Origin of the sequence: Flavobacterium cucumis (assembly GCF_900148835.1) — a bacterium.
GTDB lineage: Bacteria > Bacteroidota > Bacteroidia > Flavobacteriales > Flavobacteriaceae > Flavobacterium > Flavobacterium cucumis.
The window spans coordinates 1-25,512 of sequence record NZ_FRYK01000006.1; the positions used below are offsets into that span (position 1 = coordinate 1).

The 25,512-nt window shown below is 32.6% G+C and carries 28 protein-coding genes; 21 read left to right on the forward strand and 7 right to left on the reverse strand.

Annotated elements, in window-relative coordinates:
- Nucleotides 1-123: 123 nt before the first annotated feature.
- A complete protein-coding gene (locus BUE95_RS12190; RefSeq protein WP_073584923.1) occupies nucleotides 124-630 on the forward strand; it encodes a hypothetical protein in 507 nt (168 codons plus the stop codon).
- 179 nt (nucleotides 631-809) lie between these two features.
- Here the strand turns inward: BUE95_RS12190 and BUE95_RS13695 are convergent, their stop codons facing one another.
- Entirely contained in the window at nucleotides 810-950 is a 141-nt protein-coding gene (locus BUE95_RS13695; RefSeq protein WP_159433520.1) for a hypothetical protein, read from the reverse strand.
- 140 nt (nucleotides 951-1,090) lie between these two features.
- On the opposite strand from BUE95_RS13695, the gene BUE95_RS12195 reads away from it, so the two are divergent.
- The 11 genes from BUE95_RS12195 (at nucleotide 1,091) to BUE95_RS12245 (ending at nucleotide 12,944) form a co-directional block, all read left to right on the forward strand.
- Complete coding sequence (locus tag BUE95_RS12195; RefSeq protein WP_143165300.1) at nucleotides 1,091-1,645, forward strand: hypothetical protein; 555 nt, start codon at nucleotides 1,091-1,093, stop codon at nucleotides 1,643-1,645.
- A gap of 524 nt (nucleotides 1,646-2,169) precedes the next feature.
- Complete coding sequence (locus BUE95_RS12200) at nucleotides 2,170-2,595, forward strand: hypothetical protein (RefSeq protein ID WP_143165301.1); 426 nt, start codon at nucleotides 2,170-2,172, stop codon at nucleotides 2,593-2,595.
- Nucleotides 2,596-2,936: 341 nt separating this feature from the next.
- Nucleotides 2,937-4,844: an acetate--CoA ligase gene (gene acs, locus BUE95_RS12205; RefSeq protein WP_073584929.1), complete on the forward strand. Its 1,908-nt coding sequence runs from the start codon at nucleotides 2,937-2,939 to the stop codon at nucleotides 4,842-4,844.
- 84 nt (nucleotides 4,845-4,928) lie between these two features.
- Nucleotides 4,929-7,406 carry a zinc-dependent metalloprotease gene (locus tag BUE95_RS12210; RefSeq protein ID WP_073584931.1) on the forward strand — a complete coding sequence of 826 codons (2,478 nt, stop codon included), beginning with the start codon at nucleotides 4,929-4,931 and terminating at the stop codon, nucleotides 7,404-7,406.
- Nucleotides 7,407-7,523: 117 nt separating this feature from the next.
- Nucleotides 7,524-8,642, forward strand: a complete 1,119-nt coding sequence (locus BUE95_RS12215; RefSeq protein ID WP_073584933.1) for an NAD(P)/FAD-dependent oxidoreductase — start codon at nucleotides 7,524-7,526, stop codon at nucleotides 8,640-8,642.
- Nucleotides 8,643-8,654: 12 nt separating this feature from the next.
- A complete protein-coding gene (locus BUE95_RS12220; protein WP_234977655.1) occupies nucleotides 8,655-9,365 on the forward strand; it encodes a methyltransferase domain-containing protein in 711 nt (236 codons plus the stop codon).
- 34 nt (nucleotides 9,366-9,399) lie between these two features.
- The gene (locus BUE95_RS12225) at nucleotides 9,400-10,452 is read left to right on the forward strand and encodes a type III polyketide synthase (protein ID WP_073584935.1); all 1,053 of its coding nucleotides are present in this window, start codon (nucleotides 9,400-9,402) and stop codon (nucleotides 10,450-10,452) included.
- Nucleotide 10,453: 1 nt separating this feature from the next.
- Complete coding sequence (locus BUE95_RS12230) at nucleotides 10,454-10,876, forward strand: 3-hydroxyacyl-ACP dehydratase FabZ family protein (RefSeq protein ID WP_073584937.1); 423 nt, start codon at nucleotides 10,454-10,456, stop codon at nucleotides 10,874-10,876.
- A gap of 49 nt (nucleotides 10,877-10,925) precedes the next feature.
- Complete coding sequence (locus BUE95_RS12235) at nucleotides 10,926-12,203, forward strand: beta-ketoacyl-[acyl-carrier-protein] synthase family protein (protein ID WP_073584939.1); 1,278 nt, start codon at nucleotides 10,926-10,928, stop codon at nucleotides 12,201-12,203.
- A gap of 4 nt (nucleotides 12,204-12,207) precedes the next feature.
- Nucleotides 12,208-12,462, forward strand: coding sequence for an acyl carrier protein (locus BUE95_RS12240; protein ID WP_073585175.1), 255 nt, complete (start codon nucleotides 12,208-12,210; stop codon nucleotides 12,460-12,462).
- Nucleotides 12,459-12,944 carry a 4'-phosphopantetheinyl transferase family protein gene (locus BUE95_RS12245; RefSeq protein ID WP_073584941.1) on the forward strand — a complete coding sequence of 162 codons (486 nt, stop codon included), beginning with the start codon at nucleotides 12,459-12,461 and terminating at the stop codon, nucleotides 12,942-12,944. The genes BUE95_RS12240 and BUE95_RS12245 overlap by 4 nt, the downstream gene beginning before the upstream one ends.
- On the opposite strand, the gene BUE95_RS12250 is transcribed toward BUE95_RS12245, so the two are convergent.
- Both BUE95_RS12250 and BUE95_RS12255 read right to left on the reverse strand, forming a co-directional pair.
- Nucleotides 12,933-13,541 carry a 3'-5' exonuclease gene (locus BUE95_RS12250; protein WP_073584943.1) on the reverse strand — a complete coding sequence of 203 codons (609 nt, stop codon included), beginning with the start codon at nucleotides 13,539-13,541 and terminating at the stop codon, nucleotides 12,933-12,935. The two genes, BUE95_RS12245 and BUE95_RS12250, sit on opposite strands and share 12 nt — an antisense overlap.
- A 1-nt stretch (nucleotide 13,542) precedes the next feature.
- On the reverse strand, nucleotides 13,543-15,462 hold the full coding sequence (locus tag BUE95_RS12255; RefSeq protein WP_073584945.1) for a DUF294 nucleotidyltransferase-like domain-containing protein: 1,920 nt from the start codon (nucleotides 15,460-15,462) through the stop codon (nucleotides 13,543-13,545).
- Between the two features lie 193 nt (nucleotides 15,463-15,655).
- Between BUE95_RS12255 and BUE95_RS12260 the strand changes: the two genes are divergently transcribed.
- The 5 genes from BUE95_RS12260 (at nucleotide 15,656) to BUE95_RS12280 (ending at nucleotide 18,745) form a co-directional block, all read left to right on the forward strand.
- Nucleotides 15,656-16,024, forward strand: a complete 369-nt coding sequence (locus tag BUE95_RS12260; protein WP_073584947.1) for a hypothetical protein — start codon at nucleotides 15,656-15,658, stop codon at nucleotides 16,022-16,024.
- A 116-nt stretch (nucleotides 16,025-16,140) separates the two neighbouring features.
- A complete protein-coding gene (locus tag BUE95_RS12265) occupies nucleotides 16,141-16,749 on the forward strand; it encodes a short-chain dehydrogenase (RefSeq protein WP_073584949.1) in 609 nt (202 codons plus the stop codon).
- Nucleotides 16,746-17,030 carry a DUF3817 domain-containing protein gene (locus tag BUE95_RS12270; RefSeq protein WP_073584951.1) on the forward strand — a complete coding sequence of 95 codons (285 nt, stop codon included), beginning with the start codon at nucleotides 16,746-16,748 and terminating at the stop codon, nucleotides 17,028-17,030. The genes BUE95_RS12265 and BUE95_RS12270 overlap by 4 nt, the downstream gene beginning before the upstream one ends.
- A complete protein-coding gene (locus tag BUE95_RS12275) occupies nucleotides 17,030-18,274 on the forward strand; it encodes a mechanosensitive ion channel family protein (protein WP_084530304.1) in 1,245 nt (414 codons plus the stop codon). Before BUE95_RS12270 ends, BUE95_RS12275 begins: the two co-directional genes overlap by 1 nt.
- Before the next feature lie 84 nt (nucleotides 18,275-18,358).
- The gene (locus BUE95_RS12280) at nucleotides 18,359-18,745 is read left to right on the forward strand and encodes a glyoxalase (protein WP_073584953.1); all 387 of its coding nucleotides are present in this window, start codon (nucleotides 18,359-18,361) and stop codon (nucleotides 18,743-18,745) included.
- 89 nt (nucleotides 18,746-18,834) lie between these two features.
- On the opposite strand, the gene BUE95_RS12285 is transcribed toward BUE95_RS12280, so the two are convergent.
- Nucleotides 18,835-19,503 (reverse strand): DUF2461 domain-containing protein, encoded by a 669-nt coding sequence (locus BUE95_RS12285; protein WP_073584955.1) that lies wholly within the window; start codon nucleotides 19,501-19,503, stop codon nucleotides 18,835-18,837.
- 73 nt (nucleotides 19,504-19,576) lie between these two features.
- Nucleotides 19,577-19,966, reverse strand: a complete 390-nt coding sequence (locus BUE95_RS12290; RefSeq protein WP_073584957.1) for an acyl-CoA thioesterase — start codon at nucleotides 19,964-19,966, stop codon at nucleotides 19,577-19,579.
- 89 nt (nucleotides 19,967-20,055) lie between these two features.
- Between BUE95_RS12290 and BUE95_RS12295 the strand changes: the two genes are divergently transcribed.
- The 4 genes from BUE95_RS12295 to BUE95_RS12310 all read left to right on the forward strand — a co-directional run bounded on the left by BUE95_RS12295 (nucleotide 20,056) and on the right by BUE95_RS12310 (nucleotide 23,916).
- Nucleotides 20,056-20,793 (forward strand): hypothetical protein, encoded by a 738-nt coding sequence (locus tag BUE95_RS12295; protein ID WP_073584959.1) that lies wholly within the window; start codon nucleotides 20,056-20,058, stop codon nucleotides 20,791-20,793.
- Between the two features lie 38 nt (nucleotides 20,794-20,831).
- On the forward strand, nucleotides 20,832-22,328 hold the full coding sequence (locus tag BUE95_RS12300; RefSeq protein WP_073584961.1) for a hypothetical protein: 1,497 nt from the start codon (nucleotides 20,832-20,834) through the stop codon (nucleotides 22,326-22,328).
- A gap of 129 nt (nucleotides 22,329-22,457) precedes the next feature.
- The gene (locus BUE95_RS12305; protein ID WP_073584963.1) at nucleotides 22,458-23,315 is read left to right on the forward strand and encodes a GIY-YIG nuclease family protein; all 858 of its coding nucleotides are present in this window, start codon (nucleotides 22,458-22,460) and stop codon (nucleotides 23,313-23,315) included.
- Nucleotides 23,316-23,340: 25 nt separating this feature from the next.
- Nucleotides 23,341-23,916 (forward strand): GldL-related protein, encoded by a 576-nt coding sequence (locus BUE95_RS12310; protein ID WP_073584965.1) that lies wholly within the window; start codon nucleotides 23,341-23,343, stop codon nucleotides 23,914-23,916.
- A gap of 4 nt (nucleotides 23,917-23,920) precedes the next feature.
- Here the strand turns inward: BUE95_RS12310 and hisIE are convergent, their stop codons facing one another.
- Both hisIE and hisF read right to left on the reverse strand, forming a co-directional pair.
- The gene (hisIE, locus tag BUE95_RS12315; protein WP_073585179.1) at nucleotides 23,921-24,520 is read right to left on the reverse strand and encodes a bifunctional phosphoribosyl-AMP cyclohydrolase/phosphoribosyl-ATP diphosphatase HisIE; all 600 of its coding nucleotides are present in this window, start codon (nucleotides 24,518-24,520) and stop codon (nucleotides 23,921-23,923) included.
- Between the two features lie 72 nt (nucleotides 24,521-24,592).
- Nucleotides 24,593-25,348, reverse strand: a complete 756-nt coding sequence (hisF, locus tag BUE95_RS12320; protein WP_073584967.1) for an imidazole glycerol phosphate synthase subunit HisF — start codon at nucleotides 25,346-25,348, stop codon at nucleotides 24,593-24,595.
- Between the last annotated feature and the right edge of the window lie 164 nt (nucleotides 25,349-25,512).

A 25,512-nucleotide genomic window follows, 5' to 3' on the forward strand; every position in this document is an offset into this window, starting at 1 on the left:
TTGCATGATTAAAAATACAAAAATTGTGTTTTTCTTACAACTATTTAGCTATATTTGTTAATAGGATTGTGAGGTTTTTTCACAGTCTGACGTTATACCACATTTTAAAAACGAAAACTGCAAATGGAAGAACTAGCAGAACAAAAATTAATAATCGATATCGACCTAGCACCTAATGTCGATGATGTTTATACCGGAAAATGTTTAGTAGCTAACTCTGAAATAGTCATGCTTCTTAATTTTGATGAAGAAGATGGAGAATTTGACGGATTTACTATTGTAAAAAATAGTGACGTTGAAAAATATAGAACTTGGGAAGAAGAAGATTATGCAGAATTAAAAAATGATAATTCAGAGAGATTGATAACCAATATTGATTTGAAAAATTTTACAGATTTAGAAAGTTCACTAAAAAGTCTAATTTCTGAATTTGTAGCAATATTTATTTACGGTGAAGAAGATGATTTTTTCGTTGGGAAAATTTTATCAGTAAAAAGCGATTCAGTAGAATTACATTTAGTTGACGAAGATTCTAAATGGAATGAGATAGAAATTATAAAGTTTAGTGATATAAGTTATCTTGGTTTTGACACGGAATACGAAAGAGAAATAAAGAAAAACGTGGTATAATAGCTAGAGTTTCGTTGCGTGCGAAGCACGAACAATGAAACTCCTGTTGAACGGAACTGATTACTGTCTATCCACTAAGGGGATTTCGATATGATTTGATAAAGATTTAGAAGAGGATGTAGTTTCCTCTTTTTATTTGAAGTGTATTCATTGGTTTTTTAGTGTGTTTTCCTTCACTTTTAGGCATTAATACCCTTACCCGTACAATTAGTTTTATAGGTACTTGAATTTTGGTTATTGCTAAGATTATCATATGTAATCTTATCTTCTAAACTACTCATTTGGAGTTGATGGCGAGAAATTCCTTGGATATGTTGCATGATTAAATATACAAAATTTGTGTTTTTCTTACAAGTATTTAGCTATATTTGTTAATAGGATGGTGAGGTTTTTTCACAGTCTGACGTTAGCTGTTATGTTCTGAAAACGTGCGTATTAAAAACAAATAAAGAAATCAAAAATGGGTTATGGTGTATTTGTTATGATGATTTTTGCAGTAATATTATTAATATTATCATATCTTATATTCATCTTTTTAAAAAAATTACAGAAGAAAAAACTTGGAATAATTATAGGTTCTATTTTAGCATCAATAGTTATTACGCCAATTCTGTTTTTGACATTTGAATCTCATTTTTATTTTAAATCTGACGCAATTGAAGATTTAAAAATTGCTGAAATTACTCTAAATGATAATTTTAAAATTATTGGAAATAAAATCACTGGTTTGCCTGAATATTATCAATTCACAAAATTAGAAATTTCTAAAAATGACAGAAATAGAATTATTAATGAAATAAGAAATAGTCAAGACTTTTTTGTTCACGATAACTATAATTTTTTATTGAATGCAAATAACAATATTGAAAGTGATAAATTAATTGCAAATTATCGTTTTGAAAATGAAATTATTAGAGAAACGTTCGAAAAGAAAACTGGTTTTGTGCCAATTTCTTTAATGGTAATTTTAAATGAAAAGTCTAACATTTTAGAAATACGAAGAATTGAGGATTAATAAACACAACAGCTAATAGCTAGAGTTTCGTTGCGTGCAAAGCCAACAATGAAACTCCTGTTGAACGGAACCGATTACTGTCTATCCACTATGGGGATTTCGATATGATTTGATAAAGATTTAGAAGAGGATGTAGTTTCCTCTTTTTTTATGAAGTTTATTCATTGGTTTTTTAGTGTGTTTTCCTTCACTTTTAGGCATTAATACCCTTACCCATAAAATTAGTTTTTATAGGAACTTGAATTTTGGCTATCGCCAAGATTATCAGCTGTAATCTTGTCTTCTAAACTACTCATTTGTAGTTGATGGCGGGAAATTCCTTGGATGTGTTGCATGATTAAATAAACAAAATTTGTGTTTTTCTTACAAGTATTTAGCTATATTTGTTAATAGGATTGTGAGGTTTTTTCATAGTCTGACGTTGTACAACATTTAAAAAACCGAAAGATATAATGAAATATTTGATATTTATTTTATTCATCACATTTCAAATTAGTGCTCAAAATTTTTCAAAAAAAATTGAAATGTCTACTTTAGAATATCGAAAATTATTCTTGACAAAAGACTTTTCAAAACTTTCAGATTATGCAAGCCCAAAACTAATAGAATACCTAAAAACAAAAGAAGATTTTGTTTATTTATTAACAGAACTGAATAAAAATATTGAGTCTATAAATGCTAAAATTACAAACATTACATTTGGTGAAAACTCAGAAATATTAAATCATAACGGACAACTACAATGTTCAATTCCTTTTTCTTTAGAAATGGAAGATGAAAAAAAAATAGTAATTATTAATGCGGGAATAGCTTTGGTTTCATTTGATAAAGGAGAATCTTGGTTCTTTACATTCAAGATTGAAAAAGACCAAAAATTGAATAATGAAATATTAGACCTAAACGAAAAGGTAATAATTCCTGAAAGGTCTCAAAAAATAGTAAATAAATAAAAACGTTCTATAATAGCTAGAGTTTCGTTGCGTGCGAAACACGAACAATGAAACTCCTATTGAATCCTCCAAGCTCCACAATCCCAAAACTTTCGAGATTACACAGCTGGATGTTCTGATTTTCTGATTTTAGCCACTAGGAGCACGAAGCAGGCACGAAGTACACTAGGCTTTTTACTGAGACTAAAAACCGAGACTGCGACTAAAAAATGGTTTTGGATTGTAATTTGACTTTGGATTTAGTTTTAAATTTATAGCTATATCTATTTTGCAAGAAATTATAAAATTCTTAAAAAAGATTGGTTATATTTACATTATCAATTATAAAATAAAGCTATAAAATGAGTTATTATAAAATAAAAGATTTAGAGAATTACTTTAAAATGTATAAAAAATCGGTACGTGAACCTAGAAAGTTTTGGGATCGTATCGCTGATGAAAACTTTACTTGGTATCAAAAATGGGACAAAGTTTTTGAATTTGATATGCAGGAAGCACAATTCAAATGGTTTTTGAATGCGAAAGTAAATATCACTAAAAACTGTATTGATAGACATTTAGCTAAAAGAGGGGATAAAACGGCTATTATTTTTGAGCCTAATGATCCTAAAGAGGAAGCCCAACACATCACGTATAACGAATTATACGTTCGTGTGGCTAAAATGGCGAATGTTTTACAAGAGCAAGGCATTAAAAAAGGGGATAGGGTGTGTATTTACTTGCCTATGATTCCAGAATTAGCGGTTGCTGTTTTGGCTTGTGCTCGAATTGGTGCAATTCATTCGGTTGTATTTGCTGGATTTTCGGCTTCTGCTGTAACTGCTCGAATTAATGATTCTGAGTGTAAGATGGTCATTACTTCTGATGGAGGGTATCGTGGTAATAAAACTATTGATTTAAAAGGAATTATTGATGAAGCTTTGGAAAAATCTCCTTATGTTGAAAAGGTTTTAGTGGTGAAACGCACCAATGAACCTGTAAATATGAAAGAAGGTCGTGATTTATGGTTACAGCCTTTGTTAGATGAAGCCTTAGGAAATCATGTAGCAACGATTATGGATGCAGAAGATCCTTTGTTTATTTTATATACTTCTGGTTCGACCGGAAAACCAAAAGGAATGCTGCATACAACGGCGGGTTATATGGTCTATACGGCATATACTTTTAAAAACGTTTTCAATTATGAAGAAAATGATGTGTATTGGTGTACAGCAGACATTGGTTGGATTACGGGGCATTCCTATATTTTATATGGTCCATTATTGAATGGAGCAACAACTGTAATTTTTGAAGGCGTTCCTTCGTATCCAGACTTTAGTCGTTTTTGGGAAGTCATTGAGAAGCATCAAGTAAATCAATTTTATACCGCACCTACAGCTATTAGGGCGTTAGCGAAAGAAAGTATCGATTATGTTCAACGATTCCAATTGGACACCTTGAAAGTAATTGGTTCGGTAGGAGAACCGATCAACGAAGAAGCTTGGCATTGGTACAACGATCATGTAGGAGGGAAGCGTTGTCCCTTGGTTGATACCTGGTGGCAAACTGAAACAGGGGGAATTATGATTTCACCAATTCCATTTGTAACGCCAACAAAACCAACCTATGCCTCATTACCTTTACCCGGAATACAACCGGTTTTAATGGATGAATTGCGTAATGAAATTGAAGGCAATCAAGTTACGGGTGCGTTGTGTATTAAATTTCCTTGGCCTGCAATGGCAAGAACTATTTGGGGTGATCATCAACGTTACAAAGAAACCTACTTTTCAGCCTTCCCTGGTAAATATTTCACTGGAGATGGGGCTTTGAGAGATGAAGTGGGGTATTATAGAATTACCGGTAGAGTAGATGATGTAATCATTGTTTCAGGTCATAATTTAGGTACGGCACCAATTGAAGATGCTATCAACGAACATCCAGCAGTAGCAGAAAGTGCTATAGTAGGATTCCCTCATGACATCAAAGGAAATGCTTTGTATGGTTTTATTATTTTGAAGGAGTCTGGTGAGAGTAGAGATCGAACCAACTTAGCCAATGAGATCAATCAGTTGATTTCGGACCAAATTGGGCCTATTGCTAAATTAGATAAAATACAGTTTGTTAGTGGTTTACCAAAGACACGTTCTGGTAAGATTATGCGTAGAATTTTAAGAAAGATTGCTGAAGGAGACTTCTCTAATTTTGGAGATATTTCCACTTTATTGAATCCTGAAATAGTGGAAGAAATAAAAAATGGTAAGCTTTAGATTTTAGTTTTATTGGTTAAAAACTGCTTCAGCAATGGAGCAGTTTTTTTTTATTTACTATATTTGGTTTGAAAAAAATTAAATATGAAAAAAATAACATTCCTATTACTTGTGGCGCTGTTTTTTCAAGTAAACACCACGCATTCACAATCTAAAAGAAAGCTAAAAGAATTGGCTGAAAAAGAGCAATTGCTTAAAGCGCAAAATGAAAAAAAGAAAGAGACAAAAATTAAAGATTACCATCAAGTAATTACCAAGCAAGCCATTTCAGATGATGGCTTATTTAAAAGTCACAAAGTAGAAAATAAATACTATTTTGAAATTCCAAATTCGCTTTTAAATAAAGAAATGTTGTTGGTAAGTAGAATTTCTAAACTTCCTTCAGGACTTGGTGGCGGTTATGTAAATGCAGGTTCATCGGCTCATGAGCAACTGATTGTTTGGGAGAAGTTTCAAGATAAAGTTTTAATTAAAGTTAAATCATTTGCCTCTGTTGCAAACGATAGTTTGCCTATCAATATTTCGGTAAAGGCAAATAATTACGAGCCAACTTTATATGCTTTTGATATTGTTGCCTTTGCAAAAGATTCTTCAGCAGTTGTAATTGATGTCACGAAATTTTATTCTAGTGATGTAAAAGCATTAAGTGGGTTATCAACGCAAATGCGCGAAACATACAAAGTAAGGAGTTTAGACGATTCGAGAAGTTTCATTACTTCTGTAAAATCATTTCCACAAAATATAGAAGTCGTTCAAGATTTTACTTATGTGGCTTCCAATCCTTCTATGTTACAGCATACAGAAACCATTAGTTTACAAATGAATCAATCCATGATTTTATTGCCCGAAGTTCCGATGCAACCTAGGCTTTTTGATAATCGTGTAGGATGGTTTACCGTTAATCAGTATGATTATTCTAGTGAAGCTTTAAAATCCGATAGAAAAACATACATCAGAAGATGGCGTTTGGAGCCAAAAGATGAAGCTGCTTATAATCGTGGGGAATTAGTAGAACCTATTAAACCCATTGTTTATTATTTAGATCCTGCAACACCTGAAAAATTAAAAAAATACATCAAAGCAGGTGTTGAAGAATGGCAAAAACCTTTTGAAGCTGCAGGTTTTAAAAACGCGATTATTTGCAAAGAAGCACCAACAAAAGAAGAAGATCCTGATTTTAGTCCCGAAGATATTCGTTATTCTGTCATTCGTTATGTAGCAAGCACCACTCGAAATGCCGTAGGACCAAGTGTTTCAGATCCAAGAACTGGCGAAATTATAGAGAGTGATATTATTTGGTACCACAATCATTTGCGTTCTTATAGAAATCGTTATTTATTGGAAACTGGCGCTGCGAATGAAAAAGCAAGAACGTTAGCTACTTCAGAAGAAGATATGGGCGAAATGATGCAAATGGTTATTGCCCATGAGATTGGACACGCATTGGGATTTCCTCATAATATGGGAGCCAGTTGTGCTTATGATGTAGAAAATTACAGAAAGCCAGCTTTTACTAAAAAAATGGGAATTTCAGCGAGTATAATGGATTATGCCCGTTACAATTACATAGCGCAACCAGGGGATAAAGATGTTCGTTTCATTCGTCAAATGGGACCTTATGATTATTATGCTGTTAACTGGGGGTATCGAAAAATTCCTAATGCAACAACACCTGAAAGTGAAGTTAAAGTTTTAGATCAATGGATTGAAGAAAAAGCAAACGATATTACGTATAAATTTGGAAGTCAAGGCAGTAGCTTTGATCCAAGTTCACAAACCGAAGATATTGGAAATGATGCGATGAAAGCCAGTACCTATGCTTTAAAAAACTTGAAAATTGTAGCTGAAAATTTAGAAAATTGGACCAGTACCAAAACAAATAATTATGAAGACTTAGAAGAGTTGTATGATGAATTGTTGGGAACTTGGAACCGTTATGTAGGTCACGTAGCTACAAATATTGGTGGGGTTTATGAAACCTATAAAAAACCAAATCAATCGGGTACTGTTTACAACAATGTTCCCAAAGCAAAACAACAAGAAGCGCTAAAATGGTTGCAAGAGAATGCCTTCAGTAGCCCAACTTGGCTCGTTAACACATCTATTTTAAAGAATACGGCTCATACGGGATATCTGGAGAAATTTAGAGGATTACAAGTTCGTGTTTTGAATAAAATTTTGAGTTTAGAAACGTTAGGCAGACTTCAAAATGCGACTGTTATTGATCCAAATAGCTATAAACCCGTTGTGTTTTTACAAGAATTAAGAGTAGGGATTTGGAGTGAATTAAATACCAATCAAAACCTAACCGTTTACAGAAGAAATCTACAAAGAGCTTATTTAGAACGAATGGAATTTTTAATGAAAGAAGAATTTAGAAACAATGCTTCATCAGAAAGTTATAATGTATCACAATCGGATGTAAGAGCTTTGGTTCGTGGCGAATTGACTTCGCTTAAATCGCTTATACAAATTAAAAAAGGACTACAGACAACAACGGAAAATAGATATCATTTAGAAGATTGTTTGGCTAGAATCAATGCTATTTTAGATCCAAAATAATTCGACACCTTAATCCTATTAAAAACTGCTTCAGTAATGGAGCAGTTTTTTTTATTAAACAGGTGTTAATTCCGAACTTTTCGTGTTTTTTTACTTTAAAATCCCTAATTTAGTGAAATGAATACAACGAATGAAATTTCAATTATTGGCGGTGGATTGGCTGGCTTAACAGCTGCAATAGATTTACTGAACAGAAATTTTAAGGTTGTTGTTTTTGAAAAAAATGAATATCCAAAACATAAAGTTTGTGGTGAATTCATATCTAATGAAGTTTTACCTTATTTGGAAAAATTAGGTTTACAAATAGAATCACTCCAACCCACGCAAATAAATAAAACGGAGTTATCTACACACTCAGGTAAAATTATAGAAGCAAAATTACCCTTGGGAGGGTTTGGAATCAGTCGTTACAAATTAGATGCTTATTTAGCAGAAAAAGTAATCGAAAGGGGAGGAACGATTGTTTTTGATACCGTAACGGCTGTTGCATTTTCAGAAAATAATTTTTCTATTGTAACGCAATCTAATGAAGTTTTTCAGTCTAAAGTAGTATTAGGTGCTTTTGGAAAAAGATCTAATCTAGACAAGGAATTAAAGCGTGGATTTATGCAACAAAAATCACCTTGGCTGGGGGTAAAAGCACATTATAAAGGTAATTTTCCAAATGATTTAGTTGGATTGCATAATTTCTATGGAGGTTATTGTGGTATTTCAAAAGTTGAAAATAACACCATTAATATTTGCTATTTGGTTCAATTTGAATCGTTTAAAAAATATAAAAACATTACTGATTTTCAAGAAAACGTACTTTATCAAAATAAAAAAATTAAAAAAATATTGAAAGAAGCAACCCTTGTTTTCGATAAACCTATAACCATCAGTCAAATATCTTTTGAAGATAAATCAAAAATTGAAAACCATATTATCATGTTAGGCGATTCGGCAGGGCTCATTCATCCTTTGTGCGGAAACGGGATGGCAATGGCAATTCACAGTGCGAAGATAGCCTGTGATTTGGTTTCAGACTTTCTTCAAAATAAAATTACTAGACCTGATATGGAGACCCGTTACGTTGAAATTTGGGATAAAATGTTCAAAAGAAGACTTCAATTTGGAAAATTTTTATCCAAACTATTATTAAATCCGTATATAACTCAAGTAACCCTGAATGTACTAATTGTTTTTCCTTTCATATTACCTATAATTATTAAAAAAACACACGGAAGACCTCTGTAATTTAAGTATCCCATGACGACCAAAATCAATACTAAATATCGAACGGAAGAAACAGAAATCATGGACGATTTCAGTCTACAGGGGGAAGAGCTTCGAGATGCTTTGGATAAAATTGCTTCAATAAATCAGTTACTTGGTGGAAATCAGTTAACTTTACAAGGGGTTAAAAAATTAATTCCAACACAAGATGAAATTACAATTGTGGACGTAGGGTGTGGCAATGGTGATATGTTACGAACTTTAGCTGATTTTGGCCTTAAAAACAATTACAAATTCAATCTTATCGGGATCGATGCTAATGACTTTACTATTAATTATGCTGCCAAATTATCCGAAACGTATTCCAATATTACCTATAAGTGTGAAGATATTTTTAGTGAATCATTTATGCAATTACAGTATGATATTATATTGTGTACTTTAACGTTACATCATTTTAAAAATGATCAAATAAACTATTTGTTACAATTATTTTATAAAAGAGCAAGAATAGGAATTGTTATCAATGATCTGCATCGAAGTATAATTGCCTACCGAGCGTTTCAATTGATTTGTTTTTTATTTCGATTAAACAGAATGTCTAGAGAAGATGGCCTAATTTCTATTTTACGAGGTTTTAAAAAACAAGAATTAATAGATTTTTCAAAAAAAAATCAATTTAAAAATTATACCATTCACTGGAAATGGGCATTTCGTTACCAGTGGGTCATTAAAAAAATCTAAATGCTTAAAATTCGAATATCTGAAACCTATATTTATGTCAGTTAAAATAATAAATGTTGCTACCCAATTACCCGATTTTTCTCGAGAGACTAAAGATATTATTCCGTTTTTAGATACTTGGTTGGTTAATCAAGATGAGCGATTTGTTAGGAAAGTAAAAAAAATATTTGAAGGTGCTAATGTAGACAAACGCTATTCGATAATGGATCCAAAAGATGTATTCTCGATGCTATCGTTTGAAGAACGCAATGCAATTTATGCTCGAGAAATGATTGTTTTAGGGGAAAAAGTATTAAAAAAAGCATTGAATAAAGCGAATTGGGAACCAGAGACCATCGATTATATTATTACGGTAAGTTGCACTGGAATAATGATCCCGTCTTTAGATGCCTATTTGATTAATAAATTGCATTTACGTCAAGATATTGTTCGCTTACCTGTCACTGAAATGGGCTGTGTTGGTGGTGTTTCTGGGATTATTTATGCAAAAAATTTTCTAAAATCTAACCCAAATAAAAGAGCTGTAGTAATTACTGTTGAGAGTCCAACAGCTACATTTCAAATCGATGATTTTTCTATGGCTAATATTGTTAGTGCGGCTATTTTTGGTGATGGAGCAGCTTGTGTTTTGCTTTCTTCTTGTGAAAATGATCAGGGCGCGACGGTATTAGATGAATCAATGTATCATTTTTATGATAAGGAACACATGATGGGGTTTGAACTTACAAACAAAGGATTAAAAATGGTACTTGACATTGAAGTTCCAGATACTATTGAAGCACATTTTCCATCTATAATTCATCCATTTTTAGAACGGAATCACTTAAATATCAACGATATTGATCATTTAATATTTCATCCTGGTGGAAAAAAAATCGTTACCTTAATCGAAGGATTATTTTCCGGTTTGGGTAAAAATATTAATGATACAAAAGAAGTACTTCGTTTGTATGGAAATATGTCTAGTGCTACAGTTTTATACGTTTTAGAACGAATAATGGAGCATGAACCAAAAAAGGGAGATAAAGGAGTAATGTTAAGTTTTGGCCCAGGATTTACAGCTCAAAGAGTTTTATTAGAATGGTAAAATGACAAAAGAAGAAATCATAACAAAATTGCCTTATGCTAAACCTTTTTTGTTTGTTGATGATCTTATAGTCATCAATGAGAATGGTGTAGAGGGAACTTTTACTTTTGATTCAAATTTAGATTTTTATAAAGGACATTTTAAGAATAATCCTATAACACCTGGTGTTATTTTGACGGAAACAATGGCACAAATAGGATTGGTTTGTTTAGGAATTTATTTAAACGAGGGAAAAGAGATTCAAAACATAGGATTTACCTCCTCAGAAGTCGAGTTTTTAAAACCTGTATTTCCAAATGAAAAAGTAACCGTTATTTCTGAAAAAGTATATTTCCGATTTGGAAAACTGAAGTGTAACGTAAAAATGCTAAACGAGAAAAGGGAAGAAGTTTGTTCCGGAACTTTAGCAGGAATGATTGTTTAGAAGGCATTAAACTTAAAAAAATTGGAGTTTATAAAGATATAAATAAAGTTTGAAAAAAAGAGTCGTTATAACAGGTTTAGGAATTGTTGCTCCAAATGGAGTAGGGCTAGACGCGTTTACAAATGCGATTAAAAGTGGAATTTCTGGGATTAGATTTGATGCTGAATTAGAACGATTAAAGTTTTCTTGTCAGATTTCGGGAACACCAGAAATTTCTGATGAACTCAAAAGGCAGTATTTTACCGAACTAGAATTGAGAAATTTTAACGCTACAGGTATTTTATATGGGGTAATTGCTGGTTTAGATGCCTGGAAAGACGCTGGTTTAACTATTGAAAACAACAGTGAAAATCCAGATTGGGAATCTGGAACGATTTTCGGAGCTGGAACTTCAGGAATTGAAATATTTAGAACATCGATTTATAAAATAGATGCTTTTGAAACTCGAAAACTAGGGAGCACAGTCGTATCACAAACTATGAACAGTGGAATTTCGGCATATTTAGGAGGAAAATTAGGTTTAGGAAATCAAGTAAGTACAAATTCTTCTGCATGTACAACTGGAGTTGAAAGTATTTTGATGGGATTTGAGCGCATTCAACAAGGAAAGGCCAAACGAATGTTGGTTGGTAGCACAAGTGATTCAGGCCCCTACATTTGGGGCGGATTTGATGCCATGAAAGTTTGTACTTTTAAATATAATGAGCAACCTGAAAAAGGCTCAAGACCAATGAGTACAAACGCTTCTGGATTTGTACCAAGTAGTGGAGCAGGAGCATTAGTAATTGAAGAATTGGAAACTGCTTTAGCTCGTGGAGCGCGAATATATGCTGAAATTTTAGGGGGAAATATAAATTCTGGCGGACAACGAGGTGAGGGAACAATGACAGCTCCTAATTCTGTTGCTGTTCAAAAATGTATAACTGATGCTTTGCAAGATGCGATGGTAAATCCGAATGAAATCGATGCTATAAACGGTCACTTAACCGCAACTTCAAAAGATGCATTAGAAATTAAAAATTGGAGTGAGGCTTTAAATAGAAGAGGAGCAGATTTTCCACAAATAAATTCACTGAAATCAATGGTTGGCCATTGTTTATCAGGTTCAGGAAGTGTTGAATCTGTGGCAACAGTACTTCAAATTTATAATGGTTTTATCTTTCCCAATATCAATTGTGAAGATTTGAATGAAGCAATAAAAACTATTATTTCAGAGGAGAGCATTCCGCAAATGATGGTTCAAAAAGAATTAAATATAGTTGCCAAAGCAAGTTTTGGATTCGGCGATATAAATGGTTGTATTATTTTTAAAAAATATAAAAAATAAAACTATGAATAAGGAAGAAATAATAGAAAAGTTAAAACCGATCGTAAAACCGTTTGTAAAAGACGAAACAGCTTTTAATGCTATCAACGAAAAAACTCATTTTATTACCGATTTGAATATCAATTCGGCAAACTTAGTTGATATCGTTTTAGATGTTGAAGAAGCCTTTTCGATCGAAATAGACAATGAATCGATGGAAAAAATGCTTGATTTGGAACAAACGATTTTAATAATACAAGAAAAATTAAGTACAAAATGATTGGAAACGATGTAGTTGATTTGGATCTTGCTTTAAAAGAAAGTAATTGGAAACGAAAAGGTTTTCTAACTAAAGTATTTACAGATTTTGAGCAAAATCTTATTCAAAAAGCTACGAATAAAGATGAAATGGTTTGGACACTTTGGAGTTTAAAAGAAAGTGTTTACAAAGCTTCACAGCGAATATTTTATGTACAAGGTTTCTTTCCAAAAAAAATAGCAGTTGTTGCATTAAATAAAAATAAAGATTCTGTTACGTTTTATGACAATAAAAAGTTTTATGGAAAAACAAGCATAGAACGAAATTGTTTACACTCGTTTGTTGTTATCAAAAAAGAAGATTTTAATTTTATTTTGAATTTAGAATCAAAAACTTACGAAAAAGATGGTAATGGTTTACCTTTTGAAAAAGAATCTAAAATACCTTTATCGGTTAGTCACCATGGTCAATATTTAAAAATAATTGGCTTATCAAATCATTAGTTGCTTTTTCATTTTTAAAAACAAAATTGCAGTTATAAAAGCATCGCCACTGGCTGTATGGCGGTCTGATTTTTTAATTTTATAAATGTCACACAATTCATCTAACGATGCATGCTGCTCTTCGGGTAAATATTTTAGCTTTTGATACATTACATCCGTATCCATAACTTGATTTTTCAATCTTCCTACCTCTAATCGATCCAAGGCTTGGTTGATCATTTCTATATCGAAGGCTACATGATGTCCAACAAGTGTGGCATCTTTAACAAAATCCAAAAAACGAATAACTGCTTCAGCTTCAACAATTTTTTCTTCTTTTCCTTCCTTTAAAATTCCATGAATAGGAACTGATTCAGGTTTAAAGATATCTTGTTGTAAAAAAACTTCCATAAAATCCCCCACGATAATTTGATTGTTTTGAATTGCAACAGCTCCAATAGAAAGAATTCTATCCGTTTCAGAATCCAATCCCGTTGTTTCGCAATCAAAAACCACATAGCGTTTGTCTTTACTCTGATTCTCATCAAAATAAGACAAATAGGTTTCCCAAAATTTAGGATAATCTTTAATAATTTTCTTGAACCAATTGAACTTCATATTAGGTAAAATAGGTTAATTGGAAACGGTTTTTAATGACTTCTTGAATATCGTTAATGGGCTGAAAATCGTTTTTAAGTTTTACTTTATCTAACTTTGATAATTCGCTTAAATTCAAGTACCTACCATCACTTTCATTTTTTAAACCTTCTTCAGTTCTAAACTTTAATAATTCAGCAAAAGCATCCGCACAAGCTTCATATACAGGAGCGTTTTGTGGTTCTAATTCTGCTAATTTAGAGTATCTAGAAATGGTGTTGGCTACATTTTTAATACCTTTGCTTAACGATAAAATTCTTGCAGCGTCAATTAAAGGCATTAAGGCTCTCCCTTTTAAATCGAATGTATCTTTATGTTCGCCATCGCTTTCCACTAAGAATTGACGGAAAAACCCAAGAGGAGGAGGATTTTTCAAAGCATCCGCACCCAAATAGGCAAAAAACAACTGGTTGTCATGCGTTTCTTCATGAATGGTATGGCTGATTGCATCGACCAAGTCTTCATTTCCATAAACAAAATCATAATCAAAGAAAATCGTACACATTAAAATTCCTTTTTCGCCAGGCGCATTAATCCATCCTTTGAATTGTTGTTGCCAATCGGTGACTGATTTGCACCACAATGGGTTATTGGCCATCATTTGTGCGGGACAAAATTCGTACCCCACTTTATTTAAAGTTCTTGTTACTTTCTCCGCTAATTCTAAAAAGTATTGTTTAACAGCATCGTATTTTTCCTCAGGAACATCTTCAAAGACAATAGCATTATCCTGATCCGTTAATAGCAATTGTTCTTTTCTTCCTTGGCTTCCCATATTCATCCACGCAAATTGGGCAGGAGGCGGGGCATCCATTTTATCTATAGCCAATTCAATTGCGCGTTTTGTAATGGCTAGATTGATTTCACCAATGATTGAGGTGATATGGCTAATAGGGACATTTTTATCTAAAGAATGTTGGATTAAATCCGTTAATTTTTCTCGAATCTCTTTTAAATCGGCCGATTTTTGTGCTCGTTTAGATTGTTTTAATAAAACCCCTGGATTATTTGCCTGAGCCACTACAATATCGTGTTCGGTGATAATTCCAGTGATTTCGGAATCATTTGTACCATCCAGCGTTACACATAAATGCGAGACATTATGCTTTAACATCATAATTTGTGCTTCAGCGATGGAAAGGTTATCAGCAACAGTAATGACAGGAGATGACATAATTTTATCAATAGTGACATCAATTGAGAATAGACCTGTAGCGATTTTAGAACGCAAATCTTTGTCTGTGACAATACCTATGGGTTTATTATTCTCGTGTATGATCATGCTTCCAATTTTGCTACTTGCCATAGTTTGTGCTACAAATTTGACAATATCTGTAGGAGAAGCCGTTATGGGATTGGAAGTATATTTAATCGGTTGGTAGTATTGAATTTCAGAACTTTGATCGTTGTAAATGACATTTTCAGAAACCAATTTTCCTTTGTGATGTTTATCGTAAGGATTTCGGGTATTGGAAGCAAAACTTTCCAATAAAAAGTTTAAAACTTCAGAATTTGCAGCCACAAAAGGTTTGAAATTTTCAATAGGAATTGCGTAAACAATACTTTCTTCACGCGCTTTAGCTGTCATCAAGTAATTGTTTTTGGCAAAAAATGGACGTAAGCCTAAAATATCGCCTTCATCACATTTATCGATTAGAATATCATCCGCATCGGAAGTTACTGACAAACCAATAGCGCCAGATGCTACAACATAAAAAAAAGCATGTGTAGTATCGTTAATTTTGAATAACGTTTGATTCTTTTCTAAATACAACACATGACAAGCCTTTGCTATTTCTAGAAGACTCTGATACGTAAGGCTAGAAAATGGAGGATAGTTTTTTAAAAAATCGGTTATACGTTCAGCAATTGGATTCTTCATTTGTACATCGTTAATTAAAGCGAAGGTACGAAGATTAAGTATTTTAATAAAGTAATTTTTAGAATATTCTATTTTACATAATGCATATTATATGTTAATAATAAATATTCCTAAAAGGGATTAAAATACTAAGGAAAACGTTTGTGTAAAATTAATAGAAAGTTTAGTTTTGCATTCCTTTATTAAAAGTATCATGGAAAACAGACAAGCCCTAAAATTGATCGAAAAGATTCAGAAAGAATTGTTTAAAGAAAATTTTGAAGTTTCTGAGATTGTAACCGATTTGAAAAAACTAAGAGAAATTACTTTAGAATTAAATAATCCTGTAGTAACTAAAGCTTTACGATTAGCTTACGAACACATAGAAAACAACAATGGTTTCTTTATTGGCATTCCTGATGATGAACCTTTAGACAGCAAAGATAATGAAATTAAAGCTAACATTTCCGATGCTAATAATGTTGAAAGTTTTGATTATTTTCTATCTTTATTAACCGATTTGGCTAAGAAAAACAATTTATTAGATTTAAAAGAATACAACAAAGCCTTTTTAGCTTTTTAGGTCTTTTTAAGAGCTATTTTACATAATATAAATCGGTAATCCAATTACCGATTTTTTTTTGTTTTTATTAACGCATTTCTAATTTCCATTCAATATTTTTGTTCAAAATTTTAATCATGTCCCGAGTTAAAAAACCAAAATACAAACTCCTACATCAATACTACAAGTATACTGGATTTTATTCCTTTATATGGCAAGGTGTTAAAGGTGCGATATTGCCTACAGCAATCATTGTAGCGATTCTTTTTTATGTTAATTACAAAGTCATTAATCTAAACGATGCGATTGTTTACATTACTCAAAATTTCAGTGATTTCTTTATTTTTGGTGTATTCTTAGCCTCTGAGAGTGTATTGGGATTAATTCCGCCCGATATTTTTATCGCTTGGACAAAAAACACGGATAGTCCACTACTCTATTTGTCTATTTTGGCTATTTTATCATATTTAGGTGGCGTTATTGCTTATTTCATGGGAATGGCTATTGCGGCAATACCTTCCATAAATCACTACTTGTATGGAAAAATGACGAAACACATCATAAACATGCAAAAATGGGGCGGATTCTTGATTGCCGTTGGCGCCTTATTGCCTTTACCATTTGCTATTGCGTGTTTGGCCGCTGGAATGATTAACTACTCCAGAAAGCATTTCTTTTTATTTGCTTTACTACGATTTTTCCGTTTCATTATTTATGGATTTGTAATTTATTCTGCTTTATCATGATAAAATTTTTTAAGGTAATTGCTTTATTAGAAGGTGTTTCACTATTATTATTGTTTACGAATATGTTATTGGTAAAGCCCTTTTTATTTAGCTTATATAAAACATTATTGTTTCCTATTGGAATGGCACATGGAATTTTATTTATAGCATACATTGCTTTAGCGACACTGCTAAAAATGGAACAAAAGTGGGATTTTAAAAAATACTTTATTATTTGTTTAGCATCTCTTTTTCCATTTGGAACCTTTTACATTGAAAAAAAATATTTACAAAATAAATAGTGAAAATATTTAACTGGGCATATCAATTATTCCGTCAAATGGATTTTAGCGAAGATATTTCGTTATATCTCAATTTGTTGGTTAACATTATAATCTTAATACTCGTTTCGTATGTGTTGGATTATATATTTAAAAAACTGTTTATTGTTTTTCTTGCCATTATTGCAGCTAAAACAAAATCCAGTTTTGATGATTTTTTAGTTGCTAACAAGACTGCAAAATATATAGCCCATTTAATGCCGCTTTTGTTTATCTACAAAACGGTACCCGTTATTTTAAAGCGATTTACGTATTGGGAAGATTTTTTTGAGAAAGGAGTCAAAATCTACATTATTATTCTTTCTCTATGGATAACCCGTAGTATTTTTAATGCCTTAAAAGATTATTTAAAACACAAACCAAGGTTTAGTGACAAGCCTATAGATAGTTACATTCAAGTAATTATGATTGTGTTGTGGACCTTTGGTATCACTTCTTTTGTGTTGATCATGTTTGATACCAACATGAAAACGCTATTAACCACTTTTGGAGCTATTTCGGCATTAATTTTTCTAATTTTTAAAGATACCATCTTAGGATTTGTGGCTAGTATTCAAGTATCGGTTAACGATATGGTGCGCATTGGAGATTGGATTACTATGGAAAAATTTGGTGCAGACGGAGACGTTATCGAAATTAATTTAGCTACTGTAAAAGTTCGAAATTTTGATAATACGACTACTACCATTCCAACGTACAGTTTAATTTCTGATAGTTTTAGAAACTGGCGTGGCATGCTTAACTCAGATGGTAGAAGGATAAAACGCCATGTTTTAATTAAAGCGCAATCTGTCCGTTTTATACAACCCGAAGAGATTGATACCTTTAAAAAGATACAACATTTAACTTCTTACATTGAACATCGCCAGGCCGATATCGATAAATATAATGCCAATAATAGTATTGATAAGAGTGTGATTGTTAACGGTAGAAATCTTACCAATTTAGGTTTGTTTCGCAAGTATATCAATCAGTATATCTTATCGCATCCGGGTATTAATAAGGACATGAGTTTGATGGTGCGTCATTTACAACCTACAGAGAACGGGATTCCGCTAGAAATTTATTGTTTTTCAAAGGATAAAACTTGGTTGAACTATGAGCACATCATGGCAGATATTTTTGATCATGTTATGGCATCAGTGCCTTATTTTGATTTAGAAATATTTGAATCGATCAGTACACCTAACACACTCAGTAATTAACAACTGATTCTTAATAACTTAAATAGACCTTCAAGAAACTGGAGGTTATTTTTTTTACATTTATTACAAATAATTCCTATTGCTATGAAAACAAAAGATGAATCGCTTTTAGAAATTAGAGGGGCTAGTATTGGTTTGATTACAGCGCAATCAAGTTCTGAAGAGAAATTTCAAAATCAAACCTTACGCCCTATTTTGAAATTTCAAAATGAATTGTTCATTGAAGTTTTTAGGAACTACGCTCAGAAGCAAAAAGGGGTGTATTTTACACTTTCTCCAGAGAAAAAAGAAAATTATATTGAAAATGCTATTCAACGTGATATTAAATTTCGTAATGCATTAAAAGGAATCGTTTTTGGGTTGTTTACTGTTTCTGAATACAAAGAATATATTCAAAATTCGTCAAACCTTAACAAGCGCATGATGAATTTATTAATTGAGCGTTTGAAAAGCCAAATTCAGATTATTTAATGAGCCAATGTGGCAATGAGCCGATTGGGTATTGTGCCATTAAATCAATGTGCCAATAGAAGACAATAATTGGCACGTTGAAAAATGGCCTAATTATACAAAGATTCCCCGTTCAAATCCGTACTTAATACATCGCTCATATAATCGAAGAAAGGACGCATTGCTTGAAAAGTAGCTACGACTTCTTCTTGAAAATTTGGGGCCAATACTTCTTTGTCTGTAAAACTTCGAGTAAGTAAATATTGTTTTTTGCGAATCAAATCGATCGCAGGATGGGTTTTATCGAAACCTTTTGGAGCTGTTTTTAACTCCTCACCTTTTAATTCGCCAAAGAATTTCTTGAACGCCTCATCCGCTATAATCGTTCTAATTTCGTCATCATCCATTTCAAATTCTTTTCGAATGCGATGCAAATCAGCTGCATTAGGCTCCCAAAAACCACCACCTACAAAACTTCCTCCAGGTTCTATATGCAAATAGTAACCACCACGAAGCAAAGGTTTTGTTCGGGTGAATCCAACGCTAAAATGATTTTTATAGGGTGCTTTATCTTTTGAAAAACGCACATCCCTATAAATTCTAAAAATCTGAATGCGTTCGATGCTATCTATTTTTCCCAACTGCTCGCCTACCGCTGTGAAAAATGATTTGGCTAACTTTTGTTCGGCATCAAACGCTTTTTTATTTGCCGCAAACCAATCGCGGTCGTTGTTTTCTTTGAGTTTGTTTAGAAATTCTAAGGTTGACTTTTGTAGCATATTCTATTAGGTTTAAACACAAAGACACAATAGTTTTATTTTAATCTATGTGATTATGTGTTTTTAGAAACAATTATTTTTTCAATCGGTCTTCAATAAATTCGATTTGAGTTTTACCATGTGGTTTTGGTTTTCCGTCTTCGCCTAAATTGACCATCGTAATGTTCTCAATCGTTATGATTTTTTCGCGTGTCATCATGTTACGAACTTCACATCGCAATACTAGTGACGATTTTCCAAAATGCACTACATCTAAGCCAATTTCTACGATATCGCCTTGTTTGGCAGCGCTCATAAAATTAATTTCACTCATAAACTTGGTCACCACTTTAGGGTTTTCCAATTGGACAATAGAATACAAAGCCGCTTCCTCGTCTATCCAAGCCAATAATTTCCCGCCAAATAAGGTTCCGTTGGCATTTAAATCTTCGGGTTTAACCCATTTTCTTGTATGAAATCGCATCTTTATTTTTTATTTATAAAGGTAAGAATTTTTAGTAAAAAGTTAGGTATATTTGTCGCCATTTAGCTTTTGACTGAAATCGTAGTAAAATGGAAAAGAAAAGTACAGCAACCAGCACACTAACGTTTGTCAAAGATGCTAAATCTGATAAACTTATAAAAGAGGCCATTTTATTGGTACATCCCGATTCGCGACTGGATACTGCTTTAGCAAAATTTCACCCTATGTGTGATTCCAGTATCCCCTTTAGAGATGTAACAGATGCAACTACCAAACGCGAAAGTATTCGAAAACTTATAGACAAATTAGATGTCTCCAAGAGTGAACGGTATCAACGCACAATTGAAGACACCTATTGTAATGTGTATTCTTTCGATTTTTGTTATTTTTCTAAGGTGTATTTGCCAACCGTTTGGTGGACAGAAGAATCCATTATAAAGTTACAAAACGGAGAAGATGTTATTCCTGTTTTCAATGAAACGGTACTTCCTATCTACTCTAGCGCCATTCACGATTGGTTTCAAAAATGGGGTCCAAGCTTTGGTTGGAAAAAAATGACAAATCTTGATGAAATTCAAGAAAAAGTGAATGCGGAAGGAGGCGTTGGCATCATTTGTGCCAAGCGTAAAATTGTAGGCCTTTCTGGGCATATCGTACCAATAGTTCCAGAAACTGGCAAAAGAAAAGCATATCGTGAAAATGGCAACGTTATTTATCCCTTGCAATCTCAAGCAGGAAAATTAAATTACAACTATTTTTCAAAAGCAAGAAAAGACTGGTGGAATCATGAGCGCTATTCGTCTCATGTTTTCTATTATCATGACTAAAATTAGTATTAATTACGTTACCAAGCCATTTTAAATAAATGAAATTAAATCAGAAGCATAATTATTATTGGGGAATAGGATTAGAAAATGAAACGTATCTGCAATTTGAGGCATCGAGCATCGTTTCAGGCGCATTTATTCAAGAAAAAATGGGTTGCGAACGCTATAGTATTGATTATAGAACTTGTTATAAAGAAGGAACTTTAGCAACACTTTTGGAAACCGCTTTTGATAAAAAAAAGAATTACAAAGTAAGCAGAATGATGAACAGTCATTCTCTTGACAAACTAGACCTTAATTTTGAACACAAAACATTACCGCACACACAACCTTTAGTAGATAATCCTGAATATCAAGGAAAATCAATTGTTGAAGTTTTTTTAGAAAAACAACCTTATAATATTCAGAGTATGCTAACTCAAAAAAACAATCCTATGGGATCTGTAAATTTTGATGGCGATTCGATTGAATTTGTAACAAAATATTTTGAAAATAGAACCATAACCGATTCGTGTGAGGAACTTAAGGCAACAAAAGAATTGTTCCTTGAAAAAATTAACGAATCAGGCATTCTCTCTGAAAAATTACATTTTCCTAATTATAATATGGGAATCAATAGGTTTATGTCGAACCAGGAAAATCTTGTTTTATTTAATAACGGAACCTATCATTTTCACCTTACACTGCCTACCCTTACTCAAAATAGTAGAATTATAGATTATGCTGGTTTTGAATCCATTCACAGCAATGCGATCTATTTACTACAATGGTTTGAACCTTTTTTTATCGCCACATTGGGCAGTCCAGATATCATGGCCGTAATTAGCAAAAAGTATCATTTGAATGAAAAATTTGCTGGAGGCTCAATGCGAAATGCTATGTCGCGGTACACTGGACTAGGTACCTTTAACAAGGTAATGGCAAAAGGAAAAATTCTAACCTATAAAGTTGATGCGTTTCGAAAACTTTTGCGATTTACAAAAGAAGATAATATTTGGTGGCGCGATCAAGTTGAATCCAATCTGGGGTATGCCTTACTTGAAGACATTGGTCTTGATTTTAATCAGGAAAAAATGTATCAAAGTGGCTTTGAATTTCGAAGTTTTGACGAATTTCCATCGAGTTATTTAAACGATGTATTATTAGCCATTGTATTGATTTGCGAGCACTCTTTACATCTTCCAAATGTTCCATGGGGACACGATAGTGTGGTTTGGAATAATTTAGTTTTTAAATCCTTGAAACATGGTTTTGAAACCAAAATTAATGACGAAGAAAAGCAAGCAGTTTTAGAAGTATTACATCTTTTTGACACCGCTGAAGAAAGCAATATTTTACAGGCGGAATTGCATGCAATCGATCAACTCGATGCCTTTTTCTTTAAAATTCTAGCCCTTTTACAGGACAAATACAAAGATAACAACACGTGTATAGATGCCCTATGGGGACAAAAAACGACAGCACCACCTGCATGGGAGAATTTTAATAAATTCCAAGTAGAACAGCACTTAAAGCAAATGGAAGCGTTAGATTAAACGTTTTATGGGCATTCAAATTTTTTGGTTTTACTCCTTTTCTTGCATGAAATCGTTTCTTGAATTTTTATTTTAAGTAAGAATTTTTGGAGGACTTTGGGTATATTTGAAGATATTAAATTTTGTAAAATGAAATTCGGAAAGACAATAAAAATATTTTTAATAGATGGTGAGCCTAATGGAAGAATGAGTTGCGAACTTTCAAATTGGTCTGGTAAAGCATATAAAATTCCTAGAATTAAAGTAAAAGATTGTTCTGACAGAATTGACTTAATTAGTACAGGAGTTTATCTGCTATTTGGAAAAGATGAAGAAGGAAAAGATTTGGTTTATATTGGTGAGGCTGAGTCTATTTTAAAGAGAATAACTCAACACTTAAATCAAAAAGACTTTTGGAATGAAGCAATCATTTTTATTAGTAAAGATGAAAATTTGAATAAAGCTCACGTAAAATATCTTGAAAACAGATTACATGATATTGCAATTAATTCAAAAAGATATAAAATAGAAAACTCAATAACTCCGACATTATCATCGATTTCTGAGTCAGATAGAGCAGAAATGGAAGAATTTATTGAGAATATTAAAATGTTAGTAAATACTCTTGGTCATAAAGTTTTTGAAGAGAAAAGAGAGTATAAGTCAAAGCAAAAACAAGAAGTCTTTTTTATAAAAGCTGCAAGAGGAGCTGATGGATTAGGTGAACCTACATCTGATGGCTTTGTTGTCTTTAAAGGTTCGAAAGCTGCTTTTACAGTTGTAAATTCTATAACTTCAAATTTTATTAAACTTAGAGATAAATTAATTGATGATCAAATACTTGTAAATAAAGGTGATTATTTTGAGTTCTCTGAAGATTACATATTTAGTAGTCCATCAACTGCTGCTGTAATTGTTATGGGAAGAAATGCAAATGGTTTGACGGAATGGAAACTTAAAAGTGGTAAAACTTTAAAAGAGTTTGAAAACAACGAAAAGTTGAAATAGGTATTACCTAAATTTGTAACGAATCATGAAAACAGAAAAAACATTATCAATCGTATTTATTATTTCGCTAGTTTTCAAGCTAATGCATTGGCCTGGAGCTGGAGTTTTAATGGTATTATCGTTATTAGGTCTAGCATTGTGTTATTTTCCGCTTGGATTTTATTTTTTAAGCGATAAAAATTTTAAAACACAAAATATTGGAATCTCAATAGTTTTTGGTTGGTTACTTTCTGTTTGTATTATTGGAATTTTATTTAAGTTGATGTATTGGCCTGGATCTAGTCCAATGCTGTTAATAGGAACATTGACAGCTGTTCCTTTAATTGGAGTTGCAATACTTTTATATGCAAAATCAACTGATGTTTTAAAAAACTATTACAAAAACTTATTAATTAGAACTTCCGTTTTATTCATATTATCATTATTATGCTTTTTATTGCCAAATAGTGTTTTAATCAATCATTATTATTCCAACGAACCAGAGTTGAAAGAGCTGTATTTAAAAGAACAGGAGAATCCTGAAGATGAAAATATTCAAAATGAAATTCAAGCCTATAAAGCCAAACAATATGAGCGTGAAAATGGGTGGCAAAGAAACTAATAAATCACTTCTCCCTTCCCTTCAAAACCTCTACTACATCCTTCAACTCAAACCCTTTCGCCTGTAATAAAATTAGGTAGTGAAACAATAAATCGGCACTTTCTGATAGGAACAAATCGTTGTTATTGTCTTTCGCTTCAATGACCACTTCAACCGCTTCTTCACCTACTTTTTGTGCTATTTTGTTGATCCCTTTTGCAAACAAAGAAGCGACATAACTCTTTTCAGCATCAGCATTTGCTTTACGAGTAGCAATGGTATTTTCCAATTTTGATAAAAACCCAAAATTCTGATTGTTAGCTTCTTGCCAACACGTATCTGAACCTGTGTGGCAAGTAGGACCAACGGGTTTTACTTTCACTAAAAGGGTATCGTTATCACAATCTTCTTTAATGGAGATCAATTCTAAAAAGTTACCACTCTCCTCACCTTTTGTCCACAATCGGTTTTTGGTGCGACTGAAGAAGGTTACTTTGTTAGTAGCCAATGTTTGATCTAATGCTTCTTGGTTCATGTAGCCCAGCATTAAGACGTTTTTGGTTTCGTTGTCTTGGATTATGGCTGGGATAAGATTGTCTGGGGTTTTGTTGAAGTTTACTTTCATGTTTTTTATTTTTTTGAAACACATAGTTACATAGTTTTTTTTAAAATTTTCTATGTATCTATGTGTTTAATTTTACATTCTTACTGCAATATTTTGATTTTTTAAAAACTGTTTCAATGCTGGAATTTCAATTTCTTGATAGTGAAAAACACTAGCGGCTAAAGCGGCATCGGCTTTTCCGTTGCTAAAGGTTTCAGCGAAATGTTCCATAGTTCCCGCACCACCAGAAGCGATGATAGGAATGTTTACGATTTCGGATAATTTCGCTAAAGCTTCGTTAGCAAAGCCATTTTTTGTACCATCGTTATTCATCGATGTAAATAGGATTTCTCCTGCACCACGCTGTTCTACTTCCTTTGCCCAATCGAATAAATTCCATTCTGTTGGAACTTTCCCTCCTACCAAATGAACGATCCAATCGCCATCGATTTGTTTGGCATCTATCGCCACAACGACACATTGACTTCCGTATTTTGCCGCAATTTCGTTTATTAAATTTGGATTTTTTACCGCTGAGGAATTAATCGAAATTTTATCTGCTCCATTGCGAAGTAAAACATCCACATCAGCAACGGAAGCAATACCACCACCTACAGTAAACGGAATATTGATTGCAGCGGCTACTTTTCGCACCAAGTCAATTAAAGTAGCACGACGTTCTTCTGTAGCCGAAATGTCCAAAAAAACAAGTTCGTCAGCACCAGTTTGCGCATATTTCTTGGCTAATTCTACTGGATCCCCAGCGTCTTTTAAATCCAAGAAATTGACTCCTTTAACGGTTCGACCGTTTTTGATATCTAAGCAGGGAATGATTCTTTTTGTAAGCATGATTTAGTGATAAGTGATAAGTGATTAGTGATGAGCGATTAGTGATAAGTGATTAGTGATAAGTGATTAGTGATTAGTGATAAGTGATTAGTGATTAGTGATTAGTGTTAAGTGATTAGTGATTAGTGATAAGTGATTAGTGATTAGTGATAAGCGATTAGTGA